At 64.3% G+C, this 22624-nt stretch carries 37 protein-coding genes; 3 read left to right on the top strand and 34 right to left on the bottom strand.

From position 1 onward, the window contains the following. Nucleotides 1-24 precede the first annotated feature (24 nt). The 32 genes from LRM18_RS09910 to LRM18_RS09755 form a co-directional block, all read right to left on the bottom strand. On the bottom strand, nucleotides 25-375 hold the full coding sequence (locus LRM18_RS09910) for a hypothetical protein (RefSeq protein WP_111096873.1): 351 nt from the start codon (nucleotides 373-375) through the stop codon (nucleotides 25-27). Between the two features lie 74 nt (nucleotides 376-449). After that, on the bottom strand, nucleotides 450-1193 hold the full coding sequence (locus LRM18_RS09905; RefSeq protein WP_270954074.1) for a hypothetical protein: 744 nt from the start codon (nucleotides 1191-1193) through the stop codon (nucleotides 450-452). Nucleotides 1194-1215: 22 nt separating this feature from the next. Then, entirely contained in the window at nucleotides 1216-3183 is a 1968-nt protein-coding gene (locus tag LRM18_RS09900) for a hypothetical protein (RefSeq protein ID WP_270954072.1), read from the bottom strand. 2 nt (nucleotides 3184-3185) lie between these two features. Continuing rightward, entirely contained in the window at nucleotides 3186-3422 is a 237-nt protein-coding gene (locus LRM18_RS09895) for a hypothetical protein (RefSeq protein ID WP_231109155.1), read from the bottom strand. A gap of 56 nt (nucleotides 3423-3478) precedes the next feature. Further along, nucleotides 3479-3853, bottom strand: coding sequence for a hypothetical protein (locus LRM18_RS09890; RefSeq protein ID WP_270954068.1), 375 nt, complete (start codon nucleotides 3851-3853; stop codon nucleotides 3479-3481). 125 nt (nucleotides 3854-3978) lie between these two features. After that, nucleotides 3979-4452 (bottom strand): phage tail tube protein, encoded by a 474-nt coding sequence (locus LRM18_RS09885; protein ID WP_182680993.1) that lies wholly within the window; start codon nucleotides 4450-4452, stop codon nucleotides 3979-3981. Between the two features lie 78 nt (nucleotides 4453-4530). After that, a complete protein-coding gene (locus tag LRM18_RS09880; RefSeq protein WP_270954065.1) occupies nucleotides 4531-4893 on the bottom strand; it encodes a DUF3168 domain-containing protein in 363 nt (120 codons plus the stop codon). Beyond that, a complete protein-coding gene (locus tag LRM18_RS09875) occupies nucleotides 4890-5393 on the bottom strand; it encodes an HK97-gp10 family putative phage morphogenesis protein (protein WP_270954063.1) in 504 nt (167 codons plus the stop codon). Before LRM18_RS09875 ends, LRM18_RS09880 begins: the two co-directional genes overlap by 4 nt. After that, nucleotides 5386-5721 (bottom strand): head-tail adaptor protein, encoded by a 336-nt coding sequence (locus LRM18_RS09870; protein ID WP_058982001.1) that lies wholly within the window; start codon nucleotides 5719-5721, stop codon nucleotides 5386-5388. Before LRM18_RS09870 ends, LRM18_RS09875 begins: the two co-directional genes overlap by 8 nt. Further along, a complete protein-coding gene (locus LRM18_RS09865) occupies nucleotides 5721-6023 on the bottom strand; it encodes a head-tail connector protein (protein WP_270954060.1) in 303 nt (100 codons plus the stop codon). The genes LRM18_RS09870 and LRM18_RS09865 overlap by 1 nt, the downstream gene beginning before the upstream one ends. Continuing rightward, nucleotides 6023-6502, bottom strand: coding sequence for a hypothetical protein (locus LRM18_RS09860; RefSeq protein ID WP_270954058.1), 480 nt, complete (start codon nucleotides 6500-6502; stop codon nucleotides 6023-6025). The genes LRM18_RS09865 and LRM18_RS09860 overlap by 1 nt, the downstream gene beginning before the upstream one ends. A 65-nt stretch (nucleotides 6503-6567) precedes the next feature. Next, entirely contained in the window at nucleotides 6568-7779 is a 1212-nt protein-coding gene (locus LRM18_RS09855) for a phage major capsid protein (protein ID WP_270954056.1), read from the bottom strand. Continuing rightward, nucleotides 7776-8423, bottom strand: a complete 648-nt coding sequence (locus tag LRM18_RS09850; RefSeq protein ID WP_134945719.1) for an HK97 family phage prohead protease — start codon at nucleotides 8421-8423, stop codon at nucleotides 7776-7778. The genes LRM18_RS09855 and LRM18_RS09850 overlap by 4 nt, the downstream gene beginning before the upstream one ends. Beyond that, nucleotides 8416-9675, bottom strand: coding sequence for a phage portal protein (locus LRM18_RS09845; RefSeq protein WP_270954051.1), 1260 nt, complete (start codon nucleotides 9673-9675; stop codon nucleotides 8416-8418). Before LRM18_RS09845 ends, LRM18_RS09850 begins: the two co-directional genes overlap by 8 nt. Then, nucleotides 9672-11579, bottom strand: a complete 1908-nt coding sequence (locus tag LRM18_RS09840) for a terminase TerL endonuclease subunit (RefSeq protein WP_237826720.1) — start codon at nucleotides 11577-11579, stop codon at nucleotides 9672-9674. The genes LRM18_RS09845 and LRM18_RS09840 overlap by 4 nt, the downstream gene beginning before the upstream one ends. Then, a complete protein-coding gene (locus LRM18_RS09835; protein WP_270954047.1) occupies nucleotides 11512-11826 on the bottom strand; it encodes a hypothetical protein in 315 nt (104 codons plus the stop codon). The genes LRM18_RS09840 and LRM18_RS09835 overlap by 68 nt, the downstream gene beginning before the upstream one ends. A gap of 595 nt (nucleotides 11827-12421) precedes the next feature. Beyond that, the gene (locus LRM18_RS09830) at nucleotides 12422-12712 is read right to left on the bottom strand and encodes a hypothetical protein (RefSeq protein WP_270954045.1); all 291 of its coding nucleotides are present in this window, start codon (nucleotides 12710-12712) and stop codon (nucleotides 12422-12424) included. Nucleotides 12713-12874: 162 nt separating this feature from the next. Beyond that, nucleotides 12875-13174 carry a DUF1064 domain-containing protein gene (locus tag LRM18_RS09825; RefSeq protein ID WP_270954044.1) on the bottom strand — a complete coding sequence of 100 codons (300 nt, stop codon included), beginning with the start codon at nucleotides 13172-13174 and terminating at the stop codon, nucleotides 12875-12877. 165 nt (nucleotides 13175-13339) lie between these two features. After that, nucleotides 13340-13936 carry a hypothetical protein gene (locus tag LRM18_RS09820; protein WP_270954042.1) on the bottom strand — a complete coding sequence of 199 codons (597 nt, stop codon included), beginning with the start codon at nucleotides 13934-13936 and terminating at the stop codon, nucleotides 13340-13342. Between the two features lie 157 nt (nucleotides 13937-14093). Continuing rightward, nucleotides 14094-14552 (bottom strand): lysis system i-spanin subunit Rz, encoded by a 459-nt coding sequence (locus tag LRM18_RS09815; RefSeq protein WP_270954040.1) that lies wholly within the window; start codon nucleotides 14550-14552, stop codon nucleotides 14094-14096. Further along, complete coding sequence (locus LRM18_RS09810; protein ID WP_180832858.1) at nucleotides 14549-14863, bottom strand: hypothetical protein; 315 nt, start codon at nucleotides 14861-14863, stop codon at nucleotides 14549-14551. The genes LRM18_RS09815 and LRM18_RS09810 overlap by 4 nt, the downstream gene beginning before the upstream one ends. Next, nucleotides 14860-15348, bottom strand: coding sequence for a glycoside hydrolase family 104 protein (locus LRM18_RS09805; RefSeq protein WP_270954035.1), 489 nt, complete (start codon nucleotides 15346-15348; stop codon nucleotides 14860-14862). Before LRM18_RS09805 ends, LRM18_RS09810 begins: the two co-directional genes overlap by 4 nt. Nucleotides 15349-15445: 97 nt before the next feature. After that, a complete protein-coding gene (locus tag LRM18_RS09800) occupies nucleotides 15446-16144 on the bottom strand; it encodes a hypothetical protein (protein WP_270954033.1) in 699 nt (232 codons plus the stop codon). Between the two features lie 109 nt (nucleotides 16145-16253). Beyond that, complete coding sequence (locus LRM18_RS09795) at nucleotides 16254-16571, bottom strand: hypothetical protein (RefSeq protein WP_270954031.1); 318 nt, start codon at nucleotides 16569-16571, stop codon at nucleotides 16254-16256. Then, on the bottom strand, nucleotides 16568-16771 hold the full coding sequence (locus LRM18_RS09790; RefSeq protein ID WP_270954029.1) for a hypothetical protein: 204 nt from the start codon (nucleotides 16769-16771) through the stop codon (nucleotides 16568-16570). The genes LRM18_RS09795 and LRM18_RS09790 overlap by 4 nt, the downstream gene beginning before the upstream one ends. Then, nucleotides 16768-17133 carry a Ref family recombination enhancement nuclease gene (locus LRM18_RS09785; RefSeq protein ID WP_270954027.1) on the bottom strand — a complete coding sequence of 122 codons (366 nt, stop codon included), beginning with the start codon at nucleotides 17131-17133 and terminating at the stop codon, nucleotides 16768-16770. Before LRM18_RS09785 ends, LRM18_RS09790 begins: the two co-directional genes overlap by 4 nt. Next, nucleotides 17133-17327, bottom strand: coding sequence for a hypothetical protein (locus LRM18_RS09780; protein WP_005418745.1), 195 nt, complete (start codon nucleotides 17325-17327; stop codon nucleotides 17133-17135). Before LRM18_RS09780 ends, LRM18_RS09785 begins: the two co-directional genes overlap by 1 nt. Continuing rightward, nucleotides 17324-17986 (bottom strand): hypothetical protein, encoded by a 663-nt coding sequence (locus tag LRM18_RS09775; protein ID WP_270954023.1) that lies wholly within the window; start codon nucleotides 17984-17986, stop codon nucleotides 17324-17326. The genes LRM18_RS09780 and LRM18_RS09775 overlap by 4 nt, the downstream gene beginning before the upstream one ends. Beyond that, complete coding sequence (locus LRM18_RS09770) at nucleotides 17976-18869, bottom strand: helix-turn-helix domain-containing protein (protein WP_270954021.1); 894 nt, start codon at nucleotides 18867-18869, stop codon at nucleotides 17976-17978. The genes LRM18_RS09775 and LRM18_RS09770 overlap by 11 nt, the downstream gene beginning before the upstream one ends. Before the next feature lies 1 nt (nucleotide 18870). Continuing rightward, on the bottom strand, nucleotides 18871-19185 hold the full coding sequence (locus tag LRM18_RS09765) for a winged helix-turn-helix domain-containing protein (RefSeq protein WP_270954019.1): 315 nt from the start codon (nucleotides 19183-19185) through the stop codon (nucleotides 18871-18873). 226 nt (nucleotides 19186-19411) lie between these two features. Next, nucleotides 19412-19597 carry a hypothetical protein gene (locus tag LRM18_RS09760; protein WP_008268731.1) on the bottom strand — a complete coding sequence of 62 codons (186 nt, stop codon included), beginning with the start codon at nucleotides 19595-19597 and terminating at the stop codon, nucleotides 19412-19414. A gap of 57 nt (nucleotides 19598-19654) precedes the next feature. Next, nucleotides 19655-20122 carry a hypothetical protein gene (locus tag LRM18_RS09755; protein ID WP_270954014.1) on the bottom strand — a complete coding sequence of 156 codons (468 nt, stop codon included), beginning with the start codon at nucleotides 20120-20122 and terminating at the stop codon, nucleotides 19655-19657. A 64-nt stretch (nucleotides 20123-20186) separates the two neighbouring features. On the opposite strand from LRM18_RS09755, the gene LRM18_RS09750 reads away from it, so the two are divergent. Continuing rightward, nucleotides 20187-20861 (top strand): helix-turn-helix transcriptional regulator, encoded by a 675-nt coding sequence (locus tag LRM18_RS09750; RefSeq protein WP_099470468.1) that lies wholly within the window; start codon nucleotides 20187-20189, stop codon nucleotides 20859-20861. Between the two features lie 69 nt (nucleotides 20862-20930). Here LRM18_RS09750 and LRM18_RS09745 read toward each other — a convergent pair whose 3' ends face one another. Continuing rightward, a complete protein-coding gene (locus LRM18_RS09745; RefSeq protein ID WP_270954010.1) occupies nucleotides 20931-21206 on the bottom strand; it encodes a hypothetical protein in 276 nt (91 codons plus the stop codon). A gap of 172 nt (nucleotides 21207-21378) precedes the next feature. Next, a complete protein-coding gene (locus LRM18_RS09740) occupies nucleotides 21379-21759 on the bottom strand; it encodes a hypothetical protein (protein WP_270954008.1) in 381 nt (126 codons plus the stop codon). Between the two features lie 441 nt (nucleotides 21760-22200). Here LRM18_RS09740 and LRM18_RS09735 point away from each other — a divergent pair, with 441 nt between their 5' ends. Both LRM18_RS09735 and LRM18_RS09730 read left to right on the top strand, forming a co-directional pair. After that, nucleotides 22201-22392 (top strand): hypothetical protein, encoded by a 192-nt coding sequence (locus tag LRM18_RS09735; RefSeq protein WP_134709540.1) that lies wholly within the window; start codon nucleotides 22201-22203, stop codon nucleotides 22390-22392. Next, nucleotides 22389-22604, top strand: coding sequence for a hypothetical protein (locus tag LRM18_RS09730; RefSeq protein WP_270954004.1), 216 nt, complete (start codon nucleotides 22389-22391; stop codon nucleotides 22602-22604). Before LRM18_RS09735 ends, LRM18_RS09730 begins: the two co-directional genes overlap by 4 nt. The last annotated feature ends 20 nt before the right edge of the window (nucleotides 22605-22624 follow it).

The raw sequence follows: 22624 nt of genomic DNA, 5'->3' as shown, positions 1-22624 counted from the left end.
TGGGCGGCTTTTGTTGACGATCGCTCAGTCGGAGGACGATCTTCGGATCACTTCGTCGTTGATCACCAGCTCCTTCAGGAAGTGGCCATCCAACGACATGGTGCATCGCGCGGTGGAGTCGACGTTTGCGCCGAAACCGTTCATCAGCGTCAGCCCCTCACCATGTTCCCACTGGACGATGATTTGACCGCTGGCGCTGCGGACCGAGGCCGGTTGCGGGATCTTCGCCGAGGATGGGTTCTTGGCCGACTCTTTGACCCATTGCTGGCAATTCTTGCTCGCCTCGCGGTAGGCGCGTTGCTCTGGCGACGTGCCGCCACAGGAGGCAAGGAGCATCCCCGAGGCCAGCACGACGGCAGCCGCTGTCAAAGCCATTGGATTTCTCATTGCGATCCCCGTGTCAGTCTTCCACGCCGATTCTCGCACTCTCTTAGAGCCTCAACAAACAGCTACGCCGGAACCTCTTCGAATTCCATGTATCCGGTGAAGTACTGCCGGCTGATGTTCTCCGCCGACGGCAGCTGTGTAGGGTAGCCGTAGAGCGCCGACCGCGCCGCCAGCAGCGGGTCGAACGCCTTGCTGACCATGTCCCGGTACTGCGGCACAACGCAGGAGCGCCGGCGTCCCGCGATCGCAGCGGCCAACGTCTCCCAATCGGTCCCGCCCAGTCCACCGCCGCGCACAGCAGCCGTCGCCCGGCCGGACAAGGTGCACGTCAGCCGGCGGTACAGACGCCCAGCAACCGTGTTGACCTGCGCACCCTTGGTGCGGGTGTGCACGCTGGTGTCGATCGTGGCCACCGCCCAGCCGTCGCTGATGCCCACCTCAACTGCCCGGAAGATCGCGATCTCGCCCACGTCCACGTTCGTGGCAGTTGTGGCGATCTCGACGGACACTGTCGAGACCAGGGCGCTGGCCTGCGGGAACAGCCATGCGCAGACACTCCCGCCGGGCAGTCGCACCGTGGTGCCGCTGGCGCCGGCAGCGCTCACCTGCACGCCGGGCGGGATGTTGAGGCCGAGAATCGCGATGATCCCCGGCACAACGGCCTCGGCCAGGGTGATCGTGATCGCCAGCGAACCGGTGCGCCGGATCCGCGACGAGCGCCCAGGCTTGCCATCGAAGAGCGCCGCGCCCTGGTCGGTCGACAACCACGTTCCACCGGTGAGGGTGGCCGTTTCCACCGCCGGCATGCCATATCCAATCAACACGTCATCATCCCCACAGGGTAAGCACCACGTCCCCCGTGGCAGGGTTGCGCTCGACGCGACGCACCAGCACCGGCTTGCCATCGGCCAGGCCGTAGCGGCTGTAGGTCAGCCGGCCGATCTGACCAGGGAGCGGAGCCATGTCCTGATCACCGCGAATGGCGACCTGGTAGAAGAACCGCTGCCGCTGATACATCGCCACGACGCGGTTGATCTCGGCCTGCGCATCGGCGGCATGCCAGAACAGCGATATGACCGGATCGGCGGCGTCGGCGCGGCGGTAGTGTGCGTCCAGTGCGCCCGCAGCGAACACCTGACCTCGGTAGAGGCCCGTCAGCTCGTCGCGGCGGCTCTGCGGCACGTCCACCACGTCGGTGACGAGGTCGGAGGCGCCGAGGGCCTGCGCGTTCGGCCGGTAGGCCATGCGCCGGGTCAGGTTGGGCGCGTCGTCCGGGACGCCGACCAGGTCGCTGGCCATGTCGGCTTCCGAGATCTCAAATGCCGGCCGCCCCTGGTAGGTCTCCGGCGCGACCACCTGCACGAACCGCAGTACACCGGTGGGATCCTGGTAGCACCCGACACCGTAGCTGGGCAGCATCGCGTTCAGGGCATCCCTGCCCGTGATGGCCGCTCCGGCGTAGTAGCCGATACCGGCGTAGCCGGTTGCAGCGTCCACGGCGGCACAGTCGGCTGCCGACCAAGCCCCTGCCCCGAGGCGAGCCATCACGTCGCCCACGGCCTGCTCCAGGCGCGCCGGGGCCATGCCGGGGCCGATGCTCGAACCATCGACCACCACAGGGGTGACGGGCGGAGATTTCAGCAGCAGCTGCTGGCCGTCCGGCGCCATGTTGAAGGTGCCGTCTTCCATCAAATCGCCGCGGTCCATCACAGCGTTTACGTGCACCGGGTTGTCGGCCAGAAACATCGCTGTCGCATCCGAATTGGCGCCGGCTGCCGGCACGCTGGCCACCGCGCCGATCACTACCGGCTGCGGCTTCCAGGCCAGCGAGGTGACGTTGGGCAGGAACACGCCCCGGTTGATGGTCTGGCCCAGGTAGTCGTGCGCGTCGCGCAGGTGCAGCGTCTTGCTGCCGTCGTCGTTCACCTCGATCTGATCGATGACACAGCGGAACACCGGAGCGGCGTCGGCCAGCATGCCGCCGTCATCCACCTGCAGGATGCGGACCGCAGCCCCCGAGGCACCGGACAATGCCAGGTCATCCAGCAGCCCCTCGGGGTCGGCGACCACGCATTCCGCCGCCGCCGTCTGCGACACCGGATCACCACCCCACGGCCAGAAGCTCAGCTCCTGGACGAGGTTGACGCCCTCGGCCACCAGCCCTTCGTACCGGGCATTGGCCGGGCTATCGCCTGGCGCGGAGAGCCAGTCATCGTCGGCCAGCCGAGTGGTCGGCGTTTGGGCCTGGTCCAGCTTCCAACCGGCAACAGCGGCATCGCTGCGGGCGCCCCACTGCCCAGCGTTCACGGCCAGGCACAGCCCACCGGCCTTCGTCGCAGCCAGTGCCGCGGCGAAGTGGAGCGGGCCGGCCAGCAGCAGGTCGCGCTGGTGGATCAGCGCGCCGTTGAGGTACAGGTGGAGCCTGGAGGGACTTCCGAAGGAGACCCGCATCCCGACGATATCGCCCAGCGCGACCACGGGCAGACCAGTTGCGATCGCGCCAATGCCTTGGATCAGGCGACCGGTGGCCAGTTCCCAGCCGATGCCCTCTCCGTTCGCGCCCGGCGCTAGGCTGAGGGGCGCTGCTGCCGTGACAAAGCCCACGACGGCCGAGAGGTCATCATCGCCCCACAGCGCGAACTCGACGCCGACAACGCCGGCGCTGAGGGCAAAGTCGGACCGGGCGCAGCGGTTGAGGTCCGCTGCTGCCGTCGTGGCAAGAGTGAGCCCACCGTCGCGCGCAGCAAGCAGCGGGCCGATCGGGAGGGCGGCAAAGCGCCCAAAGGTGTCGGTCATGGCTATCCCAGTCGATCGAACCAGTCCTGTGCCTCGTCCTCCTCGGAACGTGGTACGAGGGTTTCCAGATACTCCTGAAAGGAGCGCTTGGTGCCGCCCTGGCTGTGTGAGGCGGTGATGTACGCGGCGAAGGCAGCGGGCTTGATGTGCAGGCTTACGGGGTCGATGGGATTACGCTTATGGAACTCCCACCATTCCAAGAACTCCCGGCGCGACATGCTCGCCTGCAGCTCAGACACCGTGCGATGCAGGTGGCCGGCGAGGACCTTCCAGAACCAGTCCTCGCCGCGCTGCCTTAGCCGTTTCCCGCGTCGGCCTGGGCTTGGGCAGCATCCTCGCCGAAGCCGGAATGTTTCATAGCCACACGCTGCAGCTCAGCGGCAACCAGCGGCTTGAGCTGGGAGGCCTGCTCCACATTCATGACGGGCTTGCCGTCCTCGTCGCAGATGGTCGCTGCGATCAGCTTGGCGCGGTCGCCTTCGCCCCACAGCTTGCGGAACTCCGCATCCGGCAGCTCGCGCACATGGAACTGTGCCTTGGCACCGTTGGGCAAGGTGATCGTGTCGGCGCGAACGTCCTTGGAGGCGAACATGCCCAGGTTGGTGAACGACTGCAGGATGCTCGCGGGCTGCTGCGGCTGGGTTTGGGTGGTTTCGCTGGTCTTGCTCATTGGCCGTTTCCTTGAATGGCGACAGGGCGCGCGGGCCGCGCACGGCTAACACGCGGAGGATCCGCGCGCCCCGTCAGAGAGATGGCCCGCCGGAGCGGGCCTGGGTGTGCGCCGTTGCCGCAGCCTTACGGCGTCGGGCGGTGCGTGGTGACGGCGCCGGAGCCGCGGATCGTGATCGTCGCCTTCCAGACGTCGTTGTCCTGGCTGGTCACCGCGAAGTTCTGCACGAAGCCGTCGAACTGCTTGGACAGCACGGTGTCCGGCGGGGTGATCTTGCCGGCAACGGCGGTCGGCTTGGCCACGCCTTCGGTTTCCGACAGCGGCGCGGTCACCAGCCAGTTCACGACGGCACCGGTCTCATGCAGCTCTTCCAGCTTCTCGTGGTCGACGCTGTCGTAGATGATCTCGATGCTGGTGCTGCCGGTCTGCTTGCGGCCGGCGACGAACTGGTCCCAGTCGTCGTCGTAGTCGGAGATATCGATCTCCGATGCCTGGCCATCGGGGAAGCCGACCGAACGCAGGCGGGTCACCTTGATGACCTCGGCCGCGCCGGTGGCGACGAACAGCTGGGAGTGCTTCGACTTGATTACCTGTCCCATAGGGATTTCCTTGTATTGCGCCCGTCGCCGGGCATGAAAAAGGCCCCTTGCGGGGCCAGCGGGTTGCCGTTGTGTAGATCAGCGCAGCTGCAGGAGCCGCACGTCGAATGAAATGCCCACCGAATCCGTGCCGTCGCTGTCGGGGGTAGGGTTGTACGACTCGATGCCGCCCACGCGCTCCACCACGTCGCGGATAGCAACGCCAGCGGCGTTGGCTTGGCTGAGGACCTCGCCCCATACGGTCATTCGGACCCGCCAGCCGTCAGCCGGCGACGGTTCGGACAGCATCGCGGTTGGCGAGCCGTTGACAACCTCCCAAGTCGCGTAGGGGAGCGGCGTGTTCTGAGGCGCGCTACCCAGGAACAGTCGGACAGGGTCGCCGAGCACTTGCCGGACGGCCGCATCGCTTTCCAGAAGGGATTGGATCAAAGGAACCATCATCGCCAGCCATCCGTTTTCAGCTGCTTGTCGAGCGCCGCCCAGGTCTCATCGATGACCACTTGGGCCGCTTCCGGTCCCTTGGCCTCGCCTGCTGGCGTGAGGAACGGGGACGCCCGCATGTTCTTGGTGCCGAACTCGACGAACCGCCAGTAGTAGGCCCAGCCTCTATCGACATAGGTTTTACCGGTCCGCCCACGCCGTTGATTGCGCTTGGTGTTGGCGTACTTGCGGCGGCGCCCCGTCTTAACGCCTACAGTGAAGTACTCGCCGCCTCGGCCTACACCTGCGCGCTGTCGGCTCTTGGAGTTGGCCCGGCGGGTGACGATCTGAGACGCCATGAAGCCCGTTGCTTTCGGCGCCCGGCGTCTGGCGTCGTCCCGGATGACATTGCCGCCCTTACGCATGCCGGCCTGGACTGCCCTGCCCTGGATGGCCTTGGGTGCCTCCCGCAGCGAGCGCAACAGGCCATCCAGCCCCTGAATTGAAACTTTCTCAGCCATTGCCCAACCCCGCTACGGCGATGATCGCCATCTCACTACCGTCGTTGCTCGGTGCAATGCTCTTGATCGCATAAGGCTTGCCCCGCTCGACAATGCGCCAAGTGGGCTCGACATGTCGCGGGAGCATGTCCCACCGGACCTGCTCGCGGTATCGCTCCGCCCCTGCGGCGACCGCCTCGGCCGTCGCGCTGAGTTGGTTCGTCTTCTTTGCCCACGCCTCGGCGACGAGCTGCCATTCCTTCTTGGGCGGCCCACCTAGTGGATCGCGGACGTCGACTGCGCGCTCGAAGCGGATTAGGTGCCGGCGCTGGCCTGCTGAAGTAGCCATCAGAATCGCTTCCTGTACCAAAGAAGTCGTGACACCCCGAGGGCAATCTCCGAGGTCAGCTCACCCAGGCCACTGCGGTTCTCCGCCCAGTTGCCGACCATCAACAAAACCGCCTGGTGCACATCCGCCGTGAGCGCCATCTCTTCTTCGCCGGACGGCTCACCCTCAACCAGGCGCCGATCGCAGTGCATCTCCACGTGCACGAGGGCCGCGTCGACGTACGTCTGCAGGAGCGCATCACTGATCTCATCGACAACGCGGCACTGCTCGCGCACAAGCGCGAGGTCGAGGGTGATTGCCATTACTCGGGATCCTTGTTCTGGGCTTCGGCCAACACCGCTGCCAGGCGAGCAGCGCCCCAGCGGCGATCGAACTCGACGCCAGCGGCCTCCAGCTGCTGGATCAGGAGCGCCCTTTCATCAGCGCCGACCTGATCGGCTGCCGGGCTCCCTGCGGCGGCGTCGGCAACAGCGCCGGCCGTGACAGCTTCACCGGACGCAGCACCATCGACCACCGGTGCGGCTGTGCTTGGGACTGCGTCGGTGCTGGTAGTTCCGTCCACACCGTCGCCCTCGCCCGCCTTCAGTTCGCTGGGCTTGGCCGGCTTTGTCTCCTGGGGTGCGGCACCTTCGTAGACCTGTACCACCAGGCCCTTGCCGACCAGCGCGTGTCCGTATTCCGGATCCACGCCATCGAACACGTCGCCAGCCTTCACATCGGCGGTCTCGGCGTTGAGCTTCGGGGCGTCGCCGCGGAAGCCCCATTCGGCTTTGATCTTCATGTTCCTGCTCCGTATAGAAGAGAGAGGCCGGCGCGCCGCCGGCCTCGTTCGGGATCAGCTCGCTATCACGCCTGCGGCTTGAAGCGGCCCTTCACGAATGCCTCGACGCGGCGCTTAGCCAGGCCCAGGCGCTCTTCCACCAGCAACACGCGCTGGTTCTTCACGAAGTCGTCGTTGATCAGGCCGACCTTGAACAGGAAGCTCATGCGGTCGTAGATCGTGGCGCCGCGCTGGAAGTTGGCGACCAGGAACTCGCCACCGGTGGTGGTGCCGTCGCCTTCGTCCATGCTGTCCGAGGCGACCACCGGCCGGCCCCACAGGATCGGGGTAACGAAGCCCTGCAGGTTGGCGAACAGGTAGCGGTTCTGGCTGTCCTTCTCCAGCTCGATGTTCATCCAGTCCAGCTCGGTCATCACCGTGGCGTCGGCCGACAGCTTCGACTGCTTGCGCACCTGGTAGATGGCGCGGCGGACAGTGTCGATCGAGGTGTCGCTCGCCTTCGAAAGGGCGTCATCGAACAGCGTGGCGTCAGTCATCAGGCCGGGCAGGTTGTTGCCCAGGCCGTCGCCCTTCAGGATCTGGACTTCTTCTTCCAGCTTCAGGTCGTAGCGCAGCAGCTGCTGCAGGTAGCCGTACATCTGCGGCACGTCGTCCAGCGTTTCGTCGGTGACCGGAATCCAGACCGCCAGCTTCTTCACCAGGTCGGTCTTCTGCTCGAAGGTAGCGTTGCTCTGCGGCTTGGCCCCGCCTTCGCCGACCGGGCCGGCGCCGCGGGTGTGCAGCTTCTCGCGGAAGTAGGTGTAGCTCTGGCCGGTGACGGAGATCGACGGGATGAGGTCGCGGATGCGCAGTTCCTGGCGGATGCCCGGCTGGATCGTCGGATCGAAGTTCGGCACGACGATGCCTGCGCTGGTAACCGCCTTGGTCTCCTGCATGGACGCCAGATCGTCCTTCTTGACCTCGATCTCGGCTGCCGACTTCTCACGGCCCTGCAACGCCTTGTATTCGTCGTTGCCCTTGATGAAGTCGATGAAGCCTTTCTTCGTGCCGGGTTGGTTGCCCAGGCCGATGCCCTTTTCTTCCAGCTTCAGGACCTTGTCGACGACCTTCTGGATCTCGTCGGTGGCGGACTGGATCTGCTTCTTCAGGTCAGTGGTGACCTGGTTGCCCTTTTCGATCTCGGCCGAGGCGCTGTCGTACTTCTTCTGCAGGCCGGCGAAGCCGTCCTTCAGCTGCTTTTCCAGGCCCTCGCGGATATCACTGATGTTCTCGCTCATTGGTTCATACCTTTGAAAATGGATTCGATGGATGTGCCGAGTTGCTTCAGCTGCTTCACGGTCTCCGTGTCCCCAATGCCACCGTCACGGTGGATCGCGGGAAAGCCGAGCGAGGCGACGGCCGCCGCCTCTTTCTGGGACAGCCCCATGCGTTCGCGCAGGGCCGATTCGAAGGCGCGAACGTCGGACTTGACGCTCATCACCTGTGCTTCCGGGTTCATGCCGAAGGGAACGACCGATGCCTCCCACAGTTCGGCCTTCTTGATGACGCGCACCCGCCGGCCCTCGCGGTTCTCGATCGCGTCCTCCAACGTGTTGAAGCCGACTGACATTTCGTCCAGGGTGCCGGCCTTCATCAGCTCGTAGGCGTCCTTGGCGTAGCTGACGTTGAGGTTGACCTTGCCCTTCAAGTGCAGGCCGTTGCCGTCCTGTTTGAACTCGGCATCGCCGATCAGCCGGGTCAGGTTGTGGTACAGCGCCAGGCGCAGTCGGCCAGTCCGAGTCGTCTTCACCTTGACGAAGGCACCCGGGAGGATCAGGTCCTCGCCTAGATCCACGTTGTTGAACACCGAGGCATAGCCCTCGAAGTTGCCGGCATCGTCTGCCGCCTTTACCTCGAACGGGCAGGAATACTTGCTAAGCATTGGCGGGATCTCCCGTTGGGTCGTCGTTACTGGAATCGGGCTTGTTGCTGGTCCACCGTGTGACCTGGTTGTATTGCTCGCCTTCCAGCACAGGCAGGTTCTCCTTCACCCGAACCTCGTTGATCGTCATCCAGCCAGAGCCGCCGGAGCCGCCTAGGGCCGTCTTGTAGTAGGTAGAACGGGCGCCGCTGTCGGCCCGCAGGAGGCCCTCCACGACAGCCTCCACGAACATGTCGCCATCAGCGAACAGCTTGTCGTTGATCTCGCTCTCGATCGCGTCGAGGTAAGGCTTCAGGCCGAAGGTGACGAAGCCGCTGGTTTGCTGCTCCAAATTGGAGCCCAGCACGGACGTGGAGCGAGCGCGGTTGGTCAGGTACAGCGGAACGCCCCAGATGCCGGCGAGCGCCTCCTCCTGAAACTGCTGCGATTCGATGAATTGGCTGTCTTTCTGGGTTAGGCCCGCCGGCGTGATCGTCGGCCCGCCCTGCAGGATTGCCATCTTGCCGAGGTCGTCCACATCGCCCTGGCGGATATCCGGCAGCTTCGCCTTGATTTGCGCCTGCTGCTCCTTGGTCAGGAAGCCGGGATAAATGATGTATCCACCGGTGAAGCCACCCTTGCGCATGAACCGGGCGGACCAGTCCTGCGCAGCGCGCGCGAGGCCGATGGTTTCGGCTTGATACTCGACTGGCGACAGGCCAGTGATGCCATCTGGGCTGAACAGCTTGAAGTGCAGCATGTTCTGCGGCGAGACCGGCGTCTCGCTGCCGTTGATCGTCGCCCAGTAGATCAGGCCGTCGTCGGTGTCGATGCGGACGCTATCCACCGGCACGAGAATCAGGCCGATCCATCCACCGTCGTCGTCACGTTGGATGATGGCGAAGGCATTGCCGCGCAGCGCCATGTTCACCACGACCGCCTTGATCAGGTCCAGCCACTTGATGAACGGATTCGGCTTACTCAGCAGGCGAAGCAGACGGCGCCTCTGCGGGCTGCTCCCCCTGACCAGCTGGCGGAGGCCGCCCGCGTCCTCATACAGCTTCCAAGGCAGCCCCGCGGCGGACTCGGACAGCACCTTCACGCACGACCAGACGATGCTGACCGTCAGCGCCTTCTTGGGCGTCACCCGGACGCCCGCCTTGGTGCCTCGGCCACCGGTGGATAGGTCGACCTCCACGTAGTTGCCGGTGGCAGGGTCGTCGTATCCGAAGAACCGCCAGCTCAGCGGGTTGTACCAGCGAAAGGTAGTCATCCGATCAGTCCAAAGAAGCCGTTTTCCAGGTAGTCGTCTATGCCGCCGGCATCCGGTGGCATGGCGTGTGCCGCGCCGATGGCCATGCAAAGGGCCACCGCGGCGTCGATCTTGTTTGCCGACCTGGCCTTCGACAGCCAGCTGTTGCCCCAGCGGTCCGATTCGATGACGGCGGACATGATTGCGGACACCAGAACCGGGTTGCGGCGCAGGCGCAGGCGACCCTCCAGCAGCGCCTCTTCCAGCAGGCGCAGCGATCCGGGCATCCACATGCCTTCAGGTACTGGCTGCCCCGACTGCTCGGCGGCTTCCACCGCCGCTTCCAGTGGCTTGCCCTTTTTGCAACCGCCCTGCGGGTGCTCGGCGAAGGTCACAGATAGGCCAATGTCGTTGACCTCCTCTTCGAAGCGGCGGAACGCGTAGCGGTCGTACGCGACCAGCTGCACGTCATAGCGGCTGTCGTACTCGGCCATGACCTGGGCCACGTGCCGGAAGTTGATGGCCTGCCCTTGTGGCGCGTGCAGGTGTCCACCGTTGACCCACGTGCGATAGGGCAGCTTGTCCTGCAATTGCCGTTGATCCAACGTGTCGCCGGGCGTCCAAGCCTCGATCCAGGCGTCGAACGTCGGCTTCTCGATGATCAGCTTCTCGCCCTCGACTTCCACCTCCACCGGGACGGTGCCGGTCTCCACGACCGCAGCCATCGCGGTGATATCGCGAACCTGCGACAGGTCGAGGCCCAGGTAGACCTTGCGCCCCTCATGCATGCGTGGGTCGAAGTCGGCCAGCGCCGGTTCCAGCGTTGGGCGCGTCATCCAGGCGGTCTCCGCATCGGTCCACACGCAGAAGTGCAGACGAAGAATGCCGTTCAGTGACCCGGGGATCGCTTTGGCTTGCGCCACCACGTCCGCCAGGTACTGCTCGGTGATAGTTACCCCCAGCAGGGGATTGGCCTTTGCCCAGCAGCTGGGGTCCTCAAGCGGGTCGTCGCCGTCGTCCAGGCTGCACACGTAGCTGAAGGTGCGGTCATCGATAACGCCGCCGACGAAGGTCGGATCGTTCACCGCCTCGGTATGGCCGGCGGCGACCTTGACGGCATGCTCGTGCTCCTCCCAACACACCGAGGTCCGGTCGCTGCCAGAGTTGGTGATCATGAAGAGCAGCGGCTCGCGGCGGAACTTGAAGCCGCGCTCCAGCATTTCGATGATTCGCCGGTCGGGAAGCTCGTGCACCTCATCGACCAGCACGAAGAACGGTCGAGGACCGGAGCCGGTGCGCCCCGTGTCGCGCGACACCGGCCGGAAGAAGCTCGCGCTGGCGTGGTGCGCCATGCTGAACTCCCGACCCTCACCGCCAGCGAACTCAATGCGCTTGGCCAGGAGCGGCGACTTCTTGACCATCTTCACCGCGTCGGCGAACAGGATGCCCGCCTGGTCCTTCTTCGCTGCCGCCGAGTAGATCTGTGCGCCGGCCTCGCCTGCGGCCGTCATCCCCAGCAGGCCCAGCCCACCGGCCAGCGGACTTTTGCCGTTGCCCTTTCCCTGCTCGATGTACGCGCGACGGAACCTGCGAAGGCCGTCTGCGCCCTTCCAGCCAAAGAGCGAGCCGATGATGAACGCCTGCGAAGGGTGCAGCTCGAACTTCCGGCCCTCGAACTGACCCTCGGAGAGCATCAGGACGTTCTCGAAGTAGCGGAACGCGTACTCGGCAGCCCCGTGGTCAAAGTAAAGGCCCCGTTCGGGGCCTTCGATCAGATCCTGCAGGTGGCGCCGGCAGGCGTTTCGGACATGAGGGCCGGCAACGATCCGGCCAGCCACCACATCCAGCGCATACGCCTTAGTGCGGTCGGCCGGAGCTGGGGCCACCGAAGAATTCTTCGCCCTGGTCTTCTTCGTCACCGCCATGCGAGACCTTCGATTCATCCACAGGTGTGGCGCCCAGCTTCGAAAGAATCGAGCTGAGCGCCTGGGTTGCTGACACGCCGAACTCGGCTTTCGGGTCATCCATCCGGGCCGTCCAGAGGCAGGCAAGGCGGAGCAGTACTCGGTGGCTCGCGTTGAGCCAGGGCATTTCCGTCGCGAATTCCTTCCACGCCCGCTTCTCCGCCGCAGTCATGGCCTTGTACGGCTCGCCCAAGCTTCGTGTGCCCACCGGCTTCTTCCGGCCAGCGTGCCGGCCGGGATTCTTGATGGCGGCGCCGCTTGTCGCAGCCTTTGCGACGGGCAATCGGGGCCTTGGCATGAATTCCTCGGGAAAATGCGGGATTTCTTGACTGGGAGTGCCCGTTCGAGGGTCGTCCCGTGAATTGTGGATACGCGTGTTTGAGGGGGCGCTCGGTCTAGGAGCGGGCCAACGCCATAAATTCGCCCCCCTACCCCGCTGGCGTGGAACGATGAACCGTGGAACCGTCAGTGACCGATCGGCCAACCGTCGGTGTCACACCCACGGACCTGCGCGGCGCCTCGCTCGAGTCGGGCCTGGTCGCTGCTATGGCAGTTGGCACATTGGCTGTCGAAGGGGCCTGCCCAGAACATCTCCTCCGTCTCGCCGGCAGGGTGGCCGTTGGTGTGGTTGCACACCGTAGCGACCGTGACGTGGCCTCTGGCCTTGCACCTGCTGCACAGCGGCTCACGCTCCAACTGCGCCTTGCGCGTGCGTTGCCAGCGCGCGGTGCCGTACAGGTGTGCGAAGGCGCTGCCGCCTGTTTGCCGGGTCCTACCGCGGCGCTGGGTCGGGCCCGCCGCCATCAGTAGGGCTTCCCGTCCAGGTCGACTCGCTCCGGCTCGGCACCTTCGTCCTGCACCGGTGAACCGGCCTCCTCGCCCAGCAGCTGCGCCACCGCCTGCACCAGCAGCCCCACGTGCATGGCCAGCTCGGCGATCTGCTTGCCCTGCTGTTCGATGATCGCGACCAGTCGGTCGATGCGGCTGTCGGTACTGCCTTCGATGAGCGCTGCCAGGGCAGCATCAGCACCAGCGCGCGCCGCCTGCTCAGCGGTCAGGGCAGCCGCCACCTCTTCAATCCGTACAGCGTCCATCACCAACCCTCGTCGTTCGCAGTACCAGGCCGCGGCGTATCCACCACTCAACCCGCTCCCAGTCCGGTTCCATGCCTGTGGCCCGGGCAAACCACACCACGGCAGCCAGATACCACCACAGCCACCAGCGCAGGCTTACCGACGCAGTCACTGTCGCGCGCATCAGAACTCCTCCACTTCCCAGCCACCGCCGTCGCGCTTGCGCCTGACCTTCACCGCGATGAAGCGGAACGGGTACATGGCCGCGGCAATCTTGATCTTGGCCCTGGCATCGTCCTGCCAGTGGCCCTTCACCTCGTGGCACTCCATGACGCCGTCGGCAGCCATGACTGCAAAGTCCGGGGTGTAAAACGTGTTGTCGGCTAAGCGCAGCTTCATGCCCTCGAACCGGTGCCACTGCACCGCGCCTGCCGCTTGCAGCGCACGCAACCGCTCGGCATACGCCGCCTCGGTCTTGTTCATCTCGCCAGTCTTCAACCGGCCGAGTGCCATCATGCGATTAGCGCCATTTCGATTGGCCATTGGCTCCCACCTAGTTGCATAGAGCCGTCCTGGTCACAGAACAACTAGGCGCAGCTCTAAGGCTGCGCCCAGTCGTTCGGCTACCCTCCTTGGCAGCCGTGCCTCTTAGTTGGCGTTGAACACCAGGTTGAAGCGGGCGTCCACGCTCCAGCTGCCTCCAGAGTTGGTAGCTCCCAGCGAGAACGAGAACCCACTCCCGCCGCCCCAGTTGCTACCGCCGAAACTGACGGTAAGGCCGCCGTTCATCGAGCCGCTGATGCCGGCAGTGATGCCGCCTCCGAAGTTGTAGGTAGCACCGATGCTGTTTTGGTTGAAATCAACCGTGGTGCTGCCAAACTTCAGCTTGCCACCAATAGCCAGGCCGCTATTGGTGTCGTAGACGGTCGTGACATTGGCGTTCTCAGAACCAACGGTGTAACCGATCGATGCCGACACGTGCTCATTGCTGTAGCTCAGGCCGACGTTGCTCATACCCTCCTTGACCTGAAGTGTCGCCGAGCCGGTGCTGACCTTGCCGCCAACCTGCAGGCCGTCGACATTGCCCTTGTAGTTGACGCCGACGATGTCTGCGCCGCGGAACAACGGGTTGGATTCGATGTACCAACTGTCATCCGGTACGGGCTCGTTATTGGTCGGATCACCCGGTCCCATCGGATGCATGTCGGGCAGCTGGCTCTTCTTGAGGTCTTCTTCTTTGCTCATGGTCTTTCTCCTTGGTTGGCCCTTTCAGGCGGTTGATTCAAGCCCCGGGCTCCTTGCCCGCTCCCGCGCGAGAACAAGCGCGGGGCCCCTGACCTGAAATGCAAAAGGCCGCTTCCGCGGCCCGTGTTCTGTCTCTTATCTATTTCTTCTGCCCGAGCTAGCGCGCGTTGATTACCGCTTGGCAGGCCAGGACGTGGTCTTCGGCTTCGGTGACGATTCGAACAACAGCTCCGACAATCTCTGGACGTAGTTCGGCTTGCGCATCACGTTCGACGGCGCCGGCTGCGGCTTCGGACAGGCGAGCGGTGTGGCAGGTGGCGAGGTCGTTGCGCAGGCGGAGATTCCCATTGCGCAGGTCAGAAACAACAGCAGCAGGAATTGCCTCGGCCGCGGTTCGGTCTTCTTCATGCTTCGCTCCGATGGTGGCCAGTGTCTCGGTCTGAACGTGCTCAGCGGCACGCGTTTGGTTGATTTGCTGCAGCTGGGCGGAACTGCTGCTGGCCTGCTGCTGGGCTTCGGCGCCGTCAGCGCGATCACCACGCCATACCCAACCGGCACCGAACATGGCTCCGGACCACAGCGCAAAGGCGGCAACAGCGACGAAGATGCGGTTCATTCGCCTCCTCCAACTCTGACCGTGTCGCTATCCGGGTCAAACGGTGGTGGCTCCAAGCTGGCTGCGCGCATGAGCCCTTCAAGCCTGTAGATGTGGCGGATCAGGCGAAGCTCCCTAGCTTCCATCCGGCCAACCCGCTCACCCAGCCGGGTAACCTCCTCACGCATCAGCTGGATCACGTTGACCTCGGCACCTTCTCTGGCTGTCTCTACGAACTGCTTGCGCCACCACAGCGCCACGCCGCCAGCCCCAACCATCAGGCCGCCGACGGCCGTACCGATTGCCTGCCAATCCACGTCGACCCCGATCATGGCGCCACCGCCCCGCCGGCCCTGCGGTACACGGCCAACAGGTCGGCAAGCTTCTGTTCGTGCTGGCCGTAGCCAGCTCCGGGCAGGCTCGCCCAGATGTTGCTGACCGCCTTGATGGCTTCGGGGATCCTGCCCGCCTGGATCAGCGGCAGCGCGCGACGCTCCCTGATCTGCTGCAGCGCGATCAGGTCCTGGCTCAGCGGTGAGAAATCCTTCAGGCCGAGCGTCTTTTTGTAGGCGTCGTAGTAGCGGCGCAGCAGCTGGTAGCGGCCTGCCGCAGTGGACTGGATCTTGAGCGTCGGAAGATCCACCAGCACGCGCGGATGGTCGGCGTAGCTTTTGAACAACTGCCCGCCAACGATCACGTCATAGCCGCGGTCCTTGGTGGCCTGCTTGCCGTTGTCCGTACCTTCGGACCAAGCCAGCATGTCGAGGAAGGCCACGACGTTCACGCCGCCTGCCTGTGGGGGAGTGATCTGCGCCATAGCATCTCCGGGCAAAGAAAAAGCCCCGGCTGGGCCGGGGCTTGCGATTGGATGGTGGCAAGATTGCCGCCTTTTTCGATGACCTAGGAAGTCATCGCTATGCGGTCTGCGTGAGTGCCTTGCTGAACTGCCTTGCAGCGCGCGCTTCGGCCGCACGGAAGTTGAAAAGCATCCACTCATAGACCGGTCGCCAGAACCGGCTGTAGGCGGACCAGTCGGCACCGATGGCGGCTGCGCGCTTTCGGCCGCTCAGCGGATCGAACCCACTCCCCCCACAGCTGTCGCAGTTCACGACTCCCGCAACCGAAGGGTCCCGAAGAACCTTCTTTCCTCCACAGCGGGAACACTCACACGCCCCAGCCATCTCTTCGATCACTGCCCCAGCCAGCACCCCAAGTTGCTCCATGGTGTTGTTCGGCCACGCCGCCGCCCGTGCATCTTCCAGCGCCTGCTCGGCACGTCGCAGCTCACGTCGCTGCACATCAGTCACCGTGCCCCCGCCCCAGCCCATGCTGGCCTTGGCGATCCCGAACTCCGTCCGGGCATCGGCAAGGTCGTGCATCTGCCGGGTGAACTCGGGCGCGACCAAACCAACGACGGCCTGGCGCAACTGCTCACGTCGACGCTGGCCACTCTCGGGCCACCACAGTGCCTGTAGCAGCTCATGCCCCAACCCGTGAGGGACGTATGCCAACGCTGCGACGATCTCCTGGGTGGACGGACCACCGGCAGCCCCGTCGAAGCTCATTGTTTTTGGGCCAGTCCGGCTGGACAGCAGTTCGCGGGCATTGTTCATTTGCATGCGCCTTCCCCTTGGTGGTTTGCTCGTGCAGCGCGCCATCGCGCCTCGTGGTCATTCAGTGCGGGCCTTTTGAGGGCCTCTTTCTCTGTCCGGTTGTGGCCCGTCAAGAAGGCACCTCCGGGCCGGCCGGCTCGGCCGCATAGTGCGTGATCTTGGGGTTGTCACCCCGCCAGCTGCCGAACACCGGCCGCTTGCTCACCGAGTCCCACAGCATCAGCCTTGTGCCGTCCTGCGGCGCCTCGGCTATCGGCTTCCAGTTCGAGGCCAAGGCCGCTCGGATCGCGCAGAGCGCGGCTGCCGTTGGAACGATGCCGAGCTGTGGGATCGACAGGTCCATCATCAGCTCGGCAGTGACGCCGTCCGGTGGCAGCCTCATGGCTTTGCAAAGGTGGCTTCGGGCAGCGTGCTCAAGGGCGCTCATGCTCGCTGCTCCCAGCTGGCCGTCAGGCGCTGCACCTGCCCGCCGCGGGCCTCGAACTGCTCCACCGTCTCGGCCTGGCCCTTGGCGATCGAGCCGGGCTTAACCCGCTTCGGCCGAGATACCGTGTTGTGATCCATCCGCCGCTCGCGGGGCGCACGCTGGAGGTTGATCCTCGGCGCCATGGCCTTCGTCTTCTTCATGCTGCCGCCCTCAATTCGTTGATGTAGGTCTGCTGTGCGATCAGGTCGTCGTCGGATCCGAACGCCTCGTGGAATCTCTTGGACCAGTGCAGCGGTGGGCCCCAGCGGGCCACCATTTGCTTTTGCGTCATGTGTTCCGTTCGGTAGCGCTGGTGATGCCACTGGCACAGCGCGTAGCCGAAGAAATGGCCGCGCCGGATGTTTCCCGACTTGGCGTGGTTGTATTCGCAGCCGTAGATCACGTGCTTCTTCGCCATCAGGCCTTGCGCGTAGCGAACTAGGCACGCCATGCACGGCCCCGTCTTCGCCAGCTCGATTCGCGCTGCCTCTGCACTGGTCGGCGGCGGTGCGTTCGACCACATCAGCGTAGCTCCGGGATCGGGCCGGCATAGCGAGTGATCGGGATCCGCCGCATGCCATCGCGCCAGACAGTCATCCCGCGCGTCGCGTAGACCACCAGCGGCTTGATCCCGTAGCCGTAGGCCAGATACCAGCCCGCCTCGGCGACCGGCTCGCTCACAGGGCGCACTTCGACGTTGAAGTGGTCAGGGCTCATGCTGCTTTGCCCTCCAGCAGCGCGACGATCTCGGCCAGGCGCGAACGGGTCCGTTCGTCCGCTGTGGGCGATGGCTCAACCGTTCCAGCCAGCAGCGCCAGCGGGTTGAAGGCTGGGGTGGCGGGCGGAAGTGCCAGGTACTCCGCCACCTGTTCCTTCAACAGCTGGCCAGCGGCCACCGCTTCCCGCAGTACGCTGTCCCGACCGGACACGTCGCCGCCGAGGGACAGCTGGTAGGTGGCCGTGCGGTGTCCAGCGCGCGCTTCCTTCACCAGCCGGGTGTACACCTCCAGGAATGCCGGCCGGGCCGCGATCTTGTCGCCTGCCTGCACCAGCGGCGACGCCGCCGCCCACGCATCGCGGGTCTGCTCAGTCCACACCACGGTCGCACCTTCGTCGGCGGCACGGATCGCGTTGGCCCATGCCTCATTCGGTGCCGGGTGGCCGTCCTCGATGCGTTCGAGGATCGCCGCCAGCGAAAGGCGCGCCTTCAGCTCCCGGCGGCACAACGCCAGCGCGCGCTCCAGCATCGGCAGCGGGTACTGCGCCAGGTCCGAAACCATGAACACGGCGGCGCTCGGGCTGATCCGGTCGCCGATTACCTCGGCCGTTGCCACCAGCAGCTCGACAAGCCGCTCCTGCTCGAAGTCACTGAGCATGGCTGGCTCCCTTGATCTTGCGCAGGAGGGCCTTCGCCTCGTCGGCCGCGTTGACGTTGGACTGCGTCTGGTCCTGCTGAGCGGCGCTGGCCTGGGTCATCTGCCGGCCGGTGGCCCACTGCGTGCGGTATGCCTCGCACTTCGCCAGCAGCGCGCCCAGGTCGTGCATGTTCTGCACCACGTAGCGCTCGTTGACGGTCAGGAACCACGCGGCCACCAGCGGGGCTTCGCCGTGGCCGAGGCGCTGCACGATCTGCCGGACGTTGCTGTTCACCTTGGCGTTGCGCACCGGTGCCACACCGTGGCGGTCACGGTAGGCACTGGCGTAGGCCGCCCAGGTAGCACGGCACGCAGCCTGTAGGTCGGTCTCGGAAACCACCGCCAGCGGCGCGGCCGGCAGGCCCGCCGGAAGTGACGGTTCTCCTGACGGTTCATTGAGGGTTATATGACGGTTAGGCGGCACGGGGCGCACCCCTAGACCTGCGCCCGGTGCATCCCCCCCTGCATGGGGCGCATCCCCTCCTGCAGCGGGCGCACCCCCTGCATGGGGCGCAGCCCCTGCGCCCGGTGCAGTACCTGCTTTTCCAGACTTGCGGCCGGCCTTCGACGGCGCAGCGGCCTTGTCGAAGCTGGCTGGAGTGACCCTGTAGACCGTGCTGCTGTTGAACCGGCGGTCACGGGTCAGCAGGCCGACGGCCTCCAGATGATCCATTGCCGTACGCACGGCGCGCGCCGACATGCAGCAGCGCGCGGCGATGGTGCCCACCGCCGGCCAGCACACACCGTCGTCGTTGGCCTGATCAGCCAGCGAGATCAGCACAGCCTTCTGCGTGACGCTCAGGCCCTGCAGCGGCCAGCACTGCGACATGATGATGGTCGACATGTCAGAGCCCCAGCGTCAGGTTCTCGCCCGGCGCAACCGGCCACCAGGTGCATGCAGGCTTGCCGGTGGTTGCGCACGGCGCGGTTGGGCCGCGCCAAATGCGTCCCTCGCGGGCCAGCTCAGGCAGTCGGCGACCCAACATGTGGCGATCGAGGCCAGTCAGCATCGACAGATGCAGGCTGCTCTGGCCAGGATGGCGAATCACAGCAGCCTCGGTCTTGGCGTGCTGGACGCGCAGCGCTCCGCTGGCGACGAGGTCGGCAGCGGCGGCATGGCTGGTGTGCGGATCAGTGGAGCGCGCGGGCGTGCTGCTCATCGGTACTACCTCGTGGAGTCTTCGGGACGTTTCAGGCCCTGAAAAGGGACAACTTCGCCGCTACTTCTCGGGAGCCGGTAGCGGCGCCCAAGTTCGCCGCGTGCCAGCTCTGTTGCAGCCTCCTCGGGAGTGATCCCCCGCGAGGCCGCGTATTGATCAAGCTGCTTTCGCTGGTCGCGCGACAGCTGAATTTCCATGGACCCTCCCCAGGGACTCGTTGGGTCCTTCAGGCCACATCACGGTCGGGGCTACGCTGTTCCAACGCGGCAAGGCCGGCCAGCACCAGGTCACGAACGAACACCGCGGGCTGACGCCCGTTGAAGTTCGCTGCCGCATCGATCAAGGCCTTTTCCGTGTCGTTGAACCGGACCTTGATCGGGTTGTCACGAAGGTTCGAAGGATCTGCGTACATATCCGTATGAGAGTTCAGGAGGGAGTTGTGAAACGAACTGCTACAGCGCGCGGCAAGTCAGGCCGCATCGACCGGGACGATTCGGTCATGGTCGAAATCCGTGGGTGCTACGGGATCAGGCGGTTTGGGCTCTTCGCCGAGCAGGCGCTGGATCTGCGGCAGCGCGGGCAACGCACCCTCTTCCGGCCACGCCTCCACCTGTTCGGCCGGGAGCTGCAGCAAAGTGGCCAGGTGCTTGTCGTTGGCAATACCCAGACGGGCGCGCAGCGCGCGCTTGCTCATGCGACTGTCGACCAGGTGTCGAATGGTTGCGCCTTCCGCCGAACCGCCTTGGAGGAACCGGCTCGAATGCAACTTCAGCAACGCAAAGGCACTCGCAGCTCGTGGCGACTGTGATCGCCCTGTGGCGAGATCACCTACGGTTGATCCAGCTGCGCCAATCGCCTCGCCGATCTGGGCATACGTCATGCCCGCCGACTGAAGCTCACCGATGATGGAAGCCCAAGATTTGTCCATATCGACCACACTACGGTATTCCGTAGGCACCAGTCAACGGCATTCCGTTACGGAGTTCCGTTCAAATGATGGAATGGAGACTATTGGCACAAGAATTCGCGCAGAGCGCGAAGCCCAGGGGATCAGTCGCGGGGAACTGGCGAAGTTCGCCGGCATCGCGCCGACCACACTTTCGAATCTTGAGCTGGGCCTATCGAAGTCCAGCACCGCCCTCCACAAGATCGCCGCTCGGCTCGGCGTCCATACCGACTGGCTGGAGACCGGCCGCGGCCCCAAGGGCAGCGATGGGGTCCCCGTCGCATCGTTCTCGGAGACTGAGACGCCACCCGGCTATGTTCGCTTCGACTTGTTCGAAGGGGGTGCGGGAATGGGCGCAGGGATGGTCAACCAGGACTACCCAGAGGTGGTGAAGACCATCGAGGTCGCAGAATGGGAAGTCCGCAGGAAGCTCGGTTACCTACCCAAGCCAGGCAGGATCCAGATCATCACCGGCCGCGGGCCGTCTATGAAACCCAAGCTCGAAGACGGCGACATTGTCTGGATTGACACCAGCTGCGACTACTTCGACGGCGACGACTACTACTTGATCAACATTGGTGGCGAGACGCAGATCAAGATGCTGCAGAAGCGCGGCGACGGTCTCTACGTCGTAAGCGTCAACACCGACTTCCCGGCCTATAGGCCGGATCCTGGCGATGTGAGCATCCTGGGGAAGGCGCTGATCCATGCGGGGCTGCGGAAGTTCTAACTAGCGGGGCCGTTCTCACTACTGTCCCAATTTGGGACAACAAAAAAGCCCCGCCGAAGCGGGGCTTTTTTACTTTTTGCGAGCTGGTTGCCCAGGTGCATCAACCGTTGGCGGCATCTTCGCCATCTCTTCTGACACCACGTCCTTAACCGCAGCCTTCATGATGCCTGGACCTGCGAAGGTCAACACCGCCCACATACCAGCAATTGTCACTAGAGCTGCGCCCCCCATCGATTTCCACATTGCAATGGTGGAGGGCATGCTCTCAAGGCGGACCTTCATCGCAGATACGTCGATCTCGACATTGCGAAGACGTCCATCAATCTCGTTAATTTTATCTGACATAGGGTCATCACCTCCGTTCTCGGAGCTGTCAAGAACGTCCGAAACCACCCGAATCTTTGTGTTGTAGGACCTTAGATCCAACTCAACGATACGACTGGTCCCCTGAATGGATGCTACGACTTCGGGAACAAATGTCGCGTGAAGTCCTCCACTGGAGGTCGTTACATCGCAATCAGTGGCCATCGCTGACCTCTGGCTCCTCCGGCGATTCAGCCTTGTCGTCTTCCTGTTTCAGCCCAGCAACCTTAAGTGCCAATTTGCTGATCAGCACGCTGATTTCGTCCAATTGGCTGATCGGAATGACAAGTCGAACCAGATCCTCACGAACGAATTGACTCTTTGGTTGCTTTTTGCCCTTGGAAAGCACAACTGCCTTACCGCCCGGAACAGGCTTTTCCTCGCGCTCGAAATATTCTTCGATGAGGTCAACGCCATCGCGATAGAAAGTGAGGTGGACGTTGCCGTCGCCCGTTGGACCACCTGCCGCCACGCCAGTAGCGACCTTCGACGAGAAGCCAGGATGCTTCACGTGCTTCAAAATGAACTCAGCCATTTCTTCCCCTGTAGTGCCCCTCCTGGGCTGTGCGAATCATATCGGCCAATGAGTACTTCGTCATTAGTAGGGCTACTACTTTGCGGAGCTGGAGGCGGATCAAATGCCGCCGCGCGTATTTCATGTGCAAAATCAATGACTTCCTCGCTGATCGTCTTCCATGCTTGTGACCTAGTCTTGCAGTAGGCAGCTTGTGTAGAGGCCAAACGTGCCAACCTACGCCGGCTACCTCGGTCGCGCTTCGTCGTAACTACGTGCTCTAGTCTCCTGGCCTGGCGCCGCCGTATCACTTGCAGGGGTGGTCGAGCCGTTCATGAACCAAATTCCGTAGATTCATAATTCTCTACGGAATTCCGTTTGACACGACATTACGGTATTCCGTAGTCTTTCCCTGTCGCCCAAACACCACCCCATCCCGGGGCCGGGCGCAGGAGATCACGCATGGCCATCCTTTCCCTCGGCGTCCGCCAGTCGACGCCAACCGTCGCCGCCGACAGCCTCAGCGCCAAGGTGGTTTCCGACCTGGGCGCTGCCCGCCTCCTCCAGTCCGCCGACGAAGCCGAGCGCTATGCCGGCCAGCTGCTGGAAGCCGCCAAGCAGCTGCGCGCCGCGCAGCAGGGCGCCGCCGCATGAGCGCCGCCCTCGCCCACCACTCCAACGCTCAGCGCGCCGCTGCAGCAGCAGGCATCGTCGCCCGCGCCGGGCGTCGCTGGGGCCTCCTTCCCTACCAAGTCGTCGTCGCCGCCAGCATCGCAGCCAATGCCGTCCTGCGGCAGGGCAAGAGCGCTGCAGGCGCTGTCGCTGCAGCCCGCCGCGCAGCACGCGCACAGGCAGGTGCTGCATGAGAGCCAACAAGATGAATGCT

The organism is Stenotrophomonas sp. PI_27 (genome assembly GCF_027854495.1).
In the GTDB taxonomy this organism is placed as follows: Bacteria; Pseudomonadota; Gammaproteobacteria; order Xanthomonadales; family Xanthomonadaceae; genus Stenotrophomonas; species Stenotrophomonas pavanii.
Note: the sequence above shows the minus strand (reverse complement) of the source record. Positions and strands in the feature narration are given on the sequence as shown.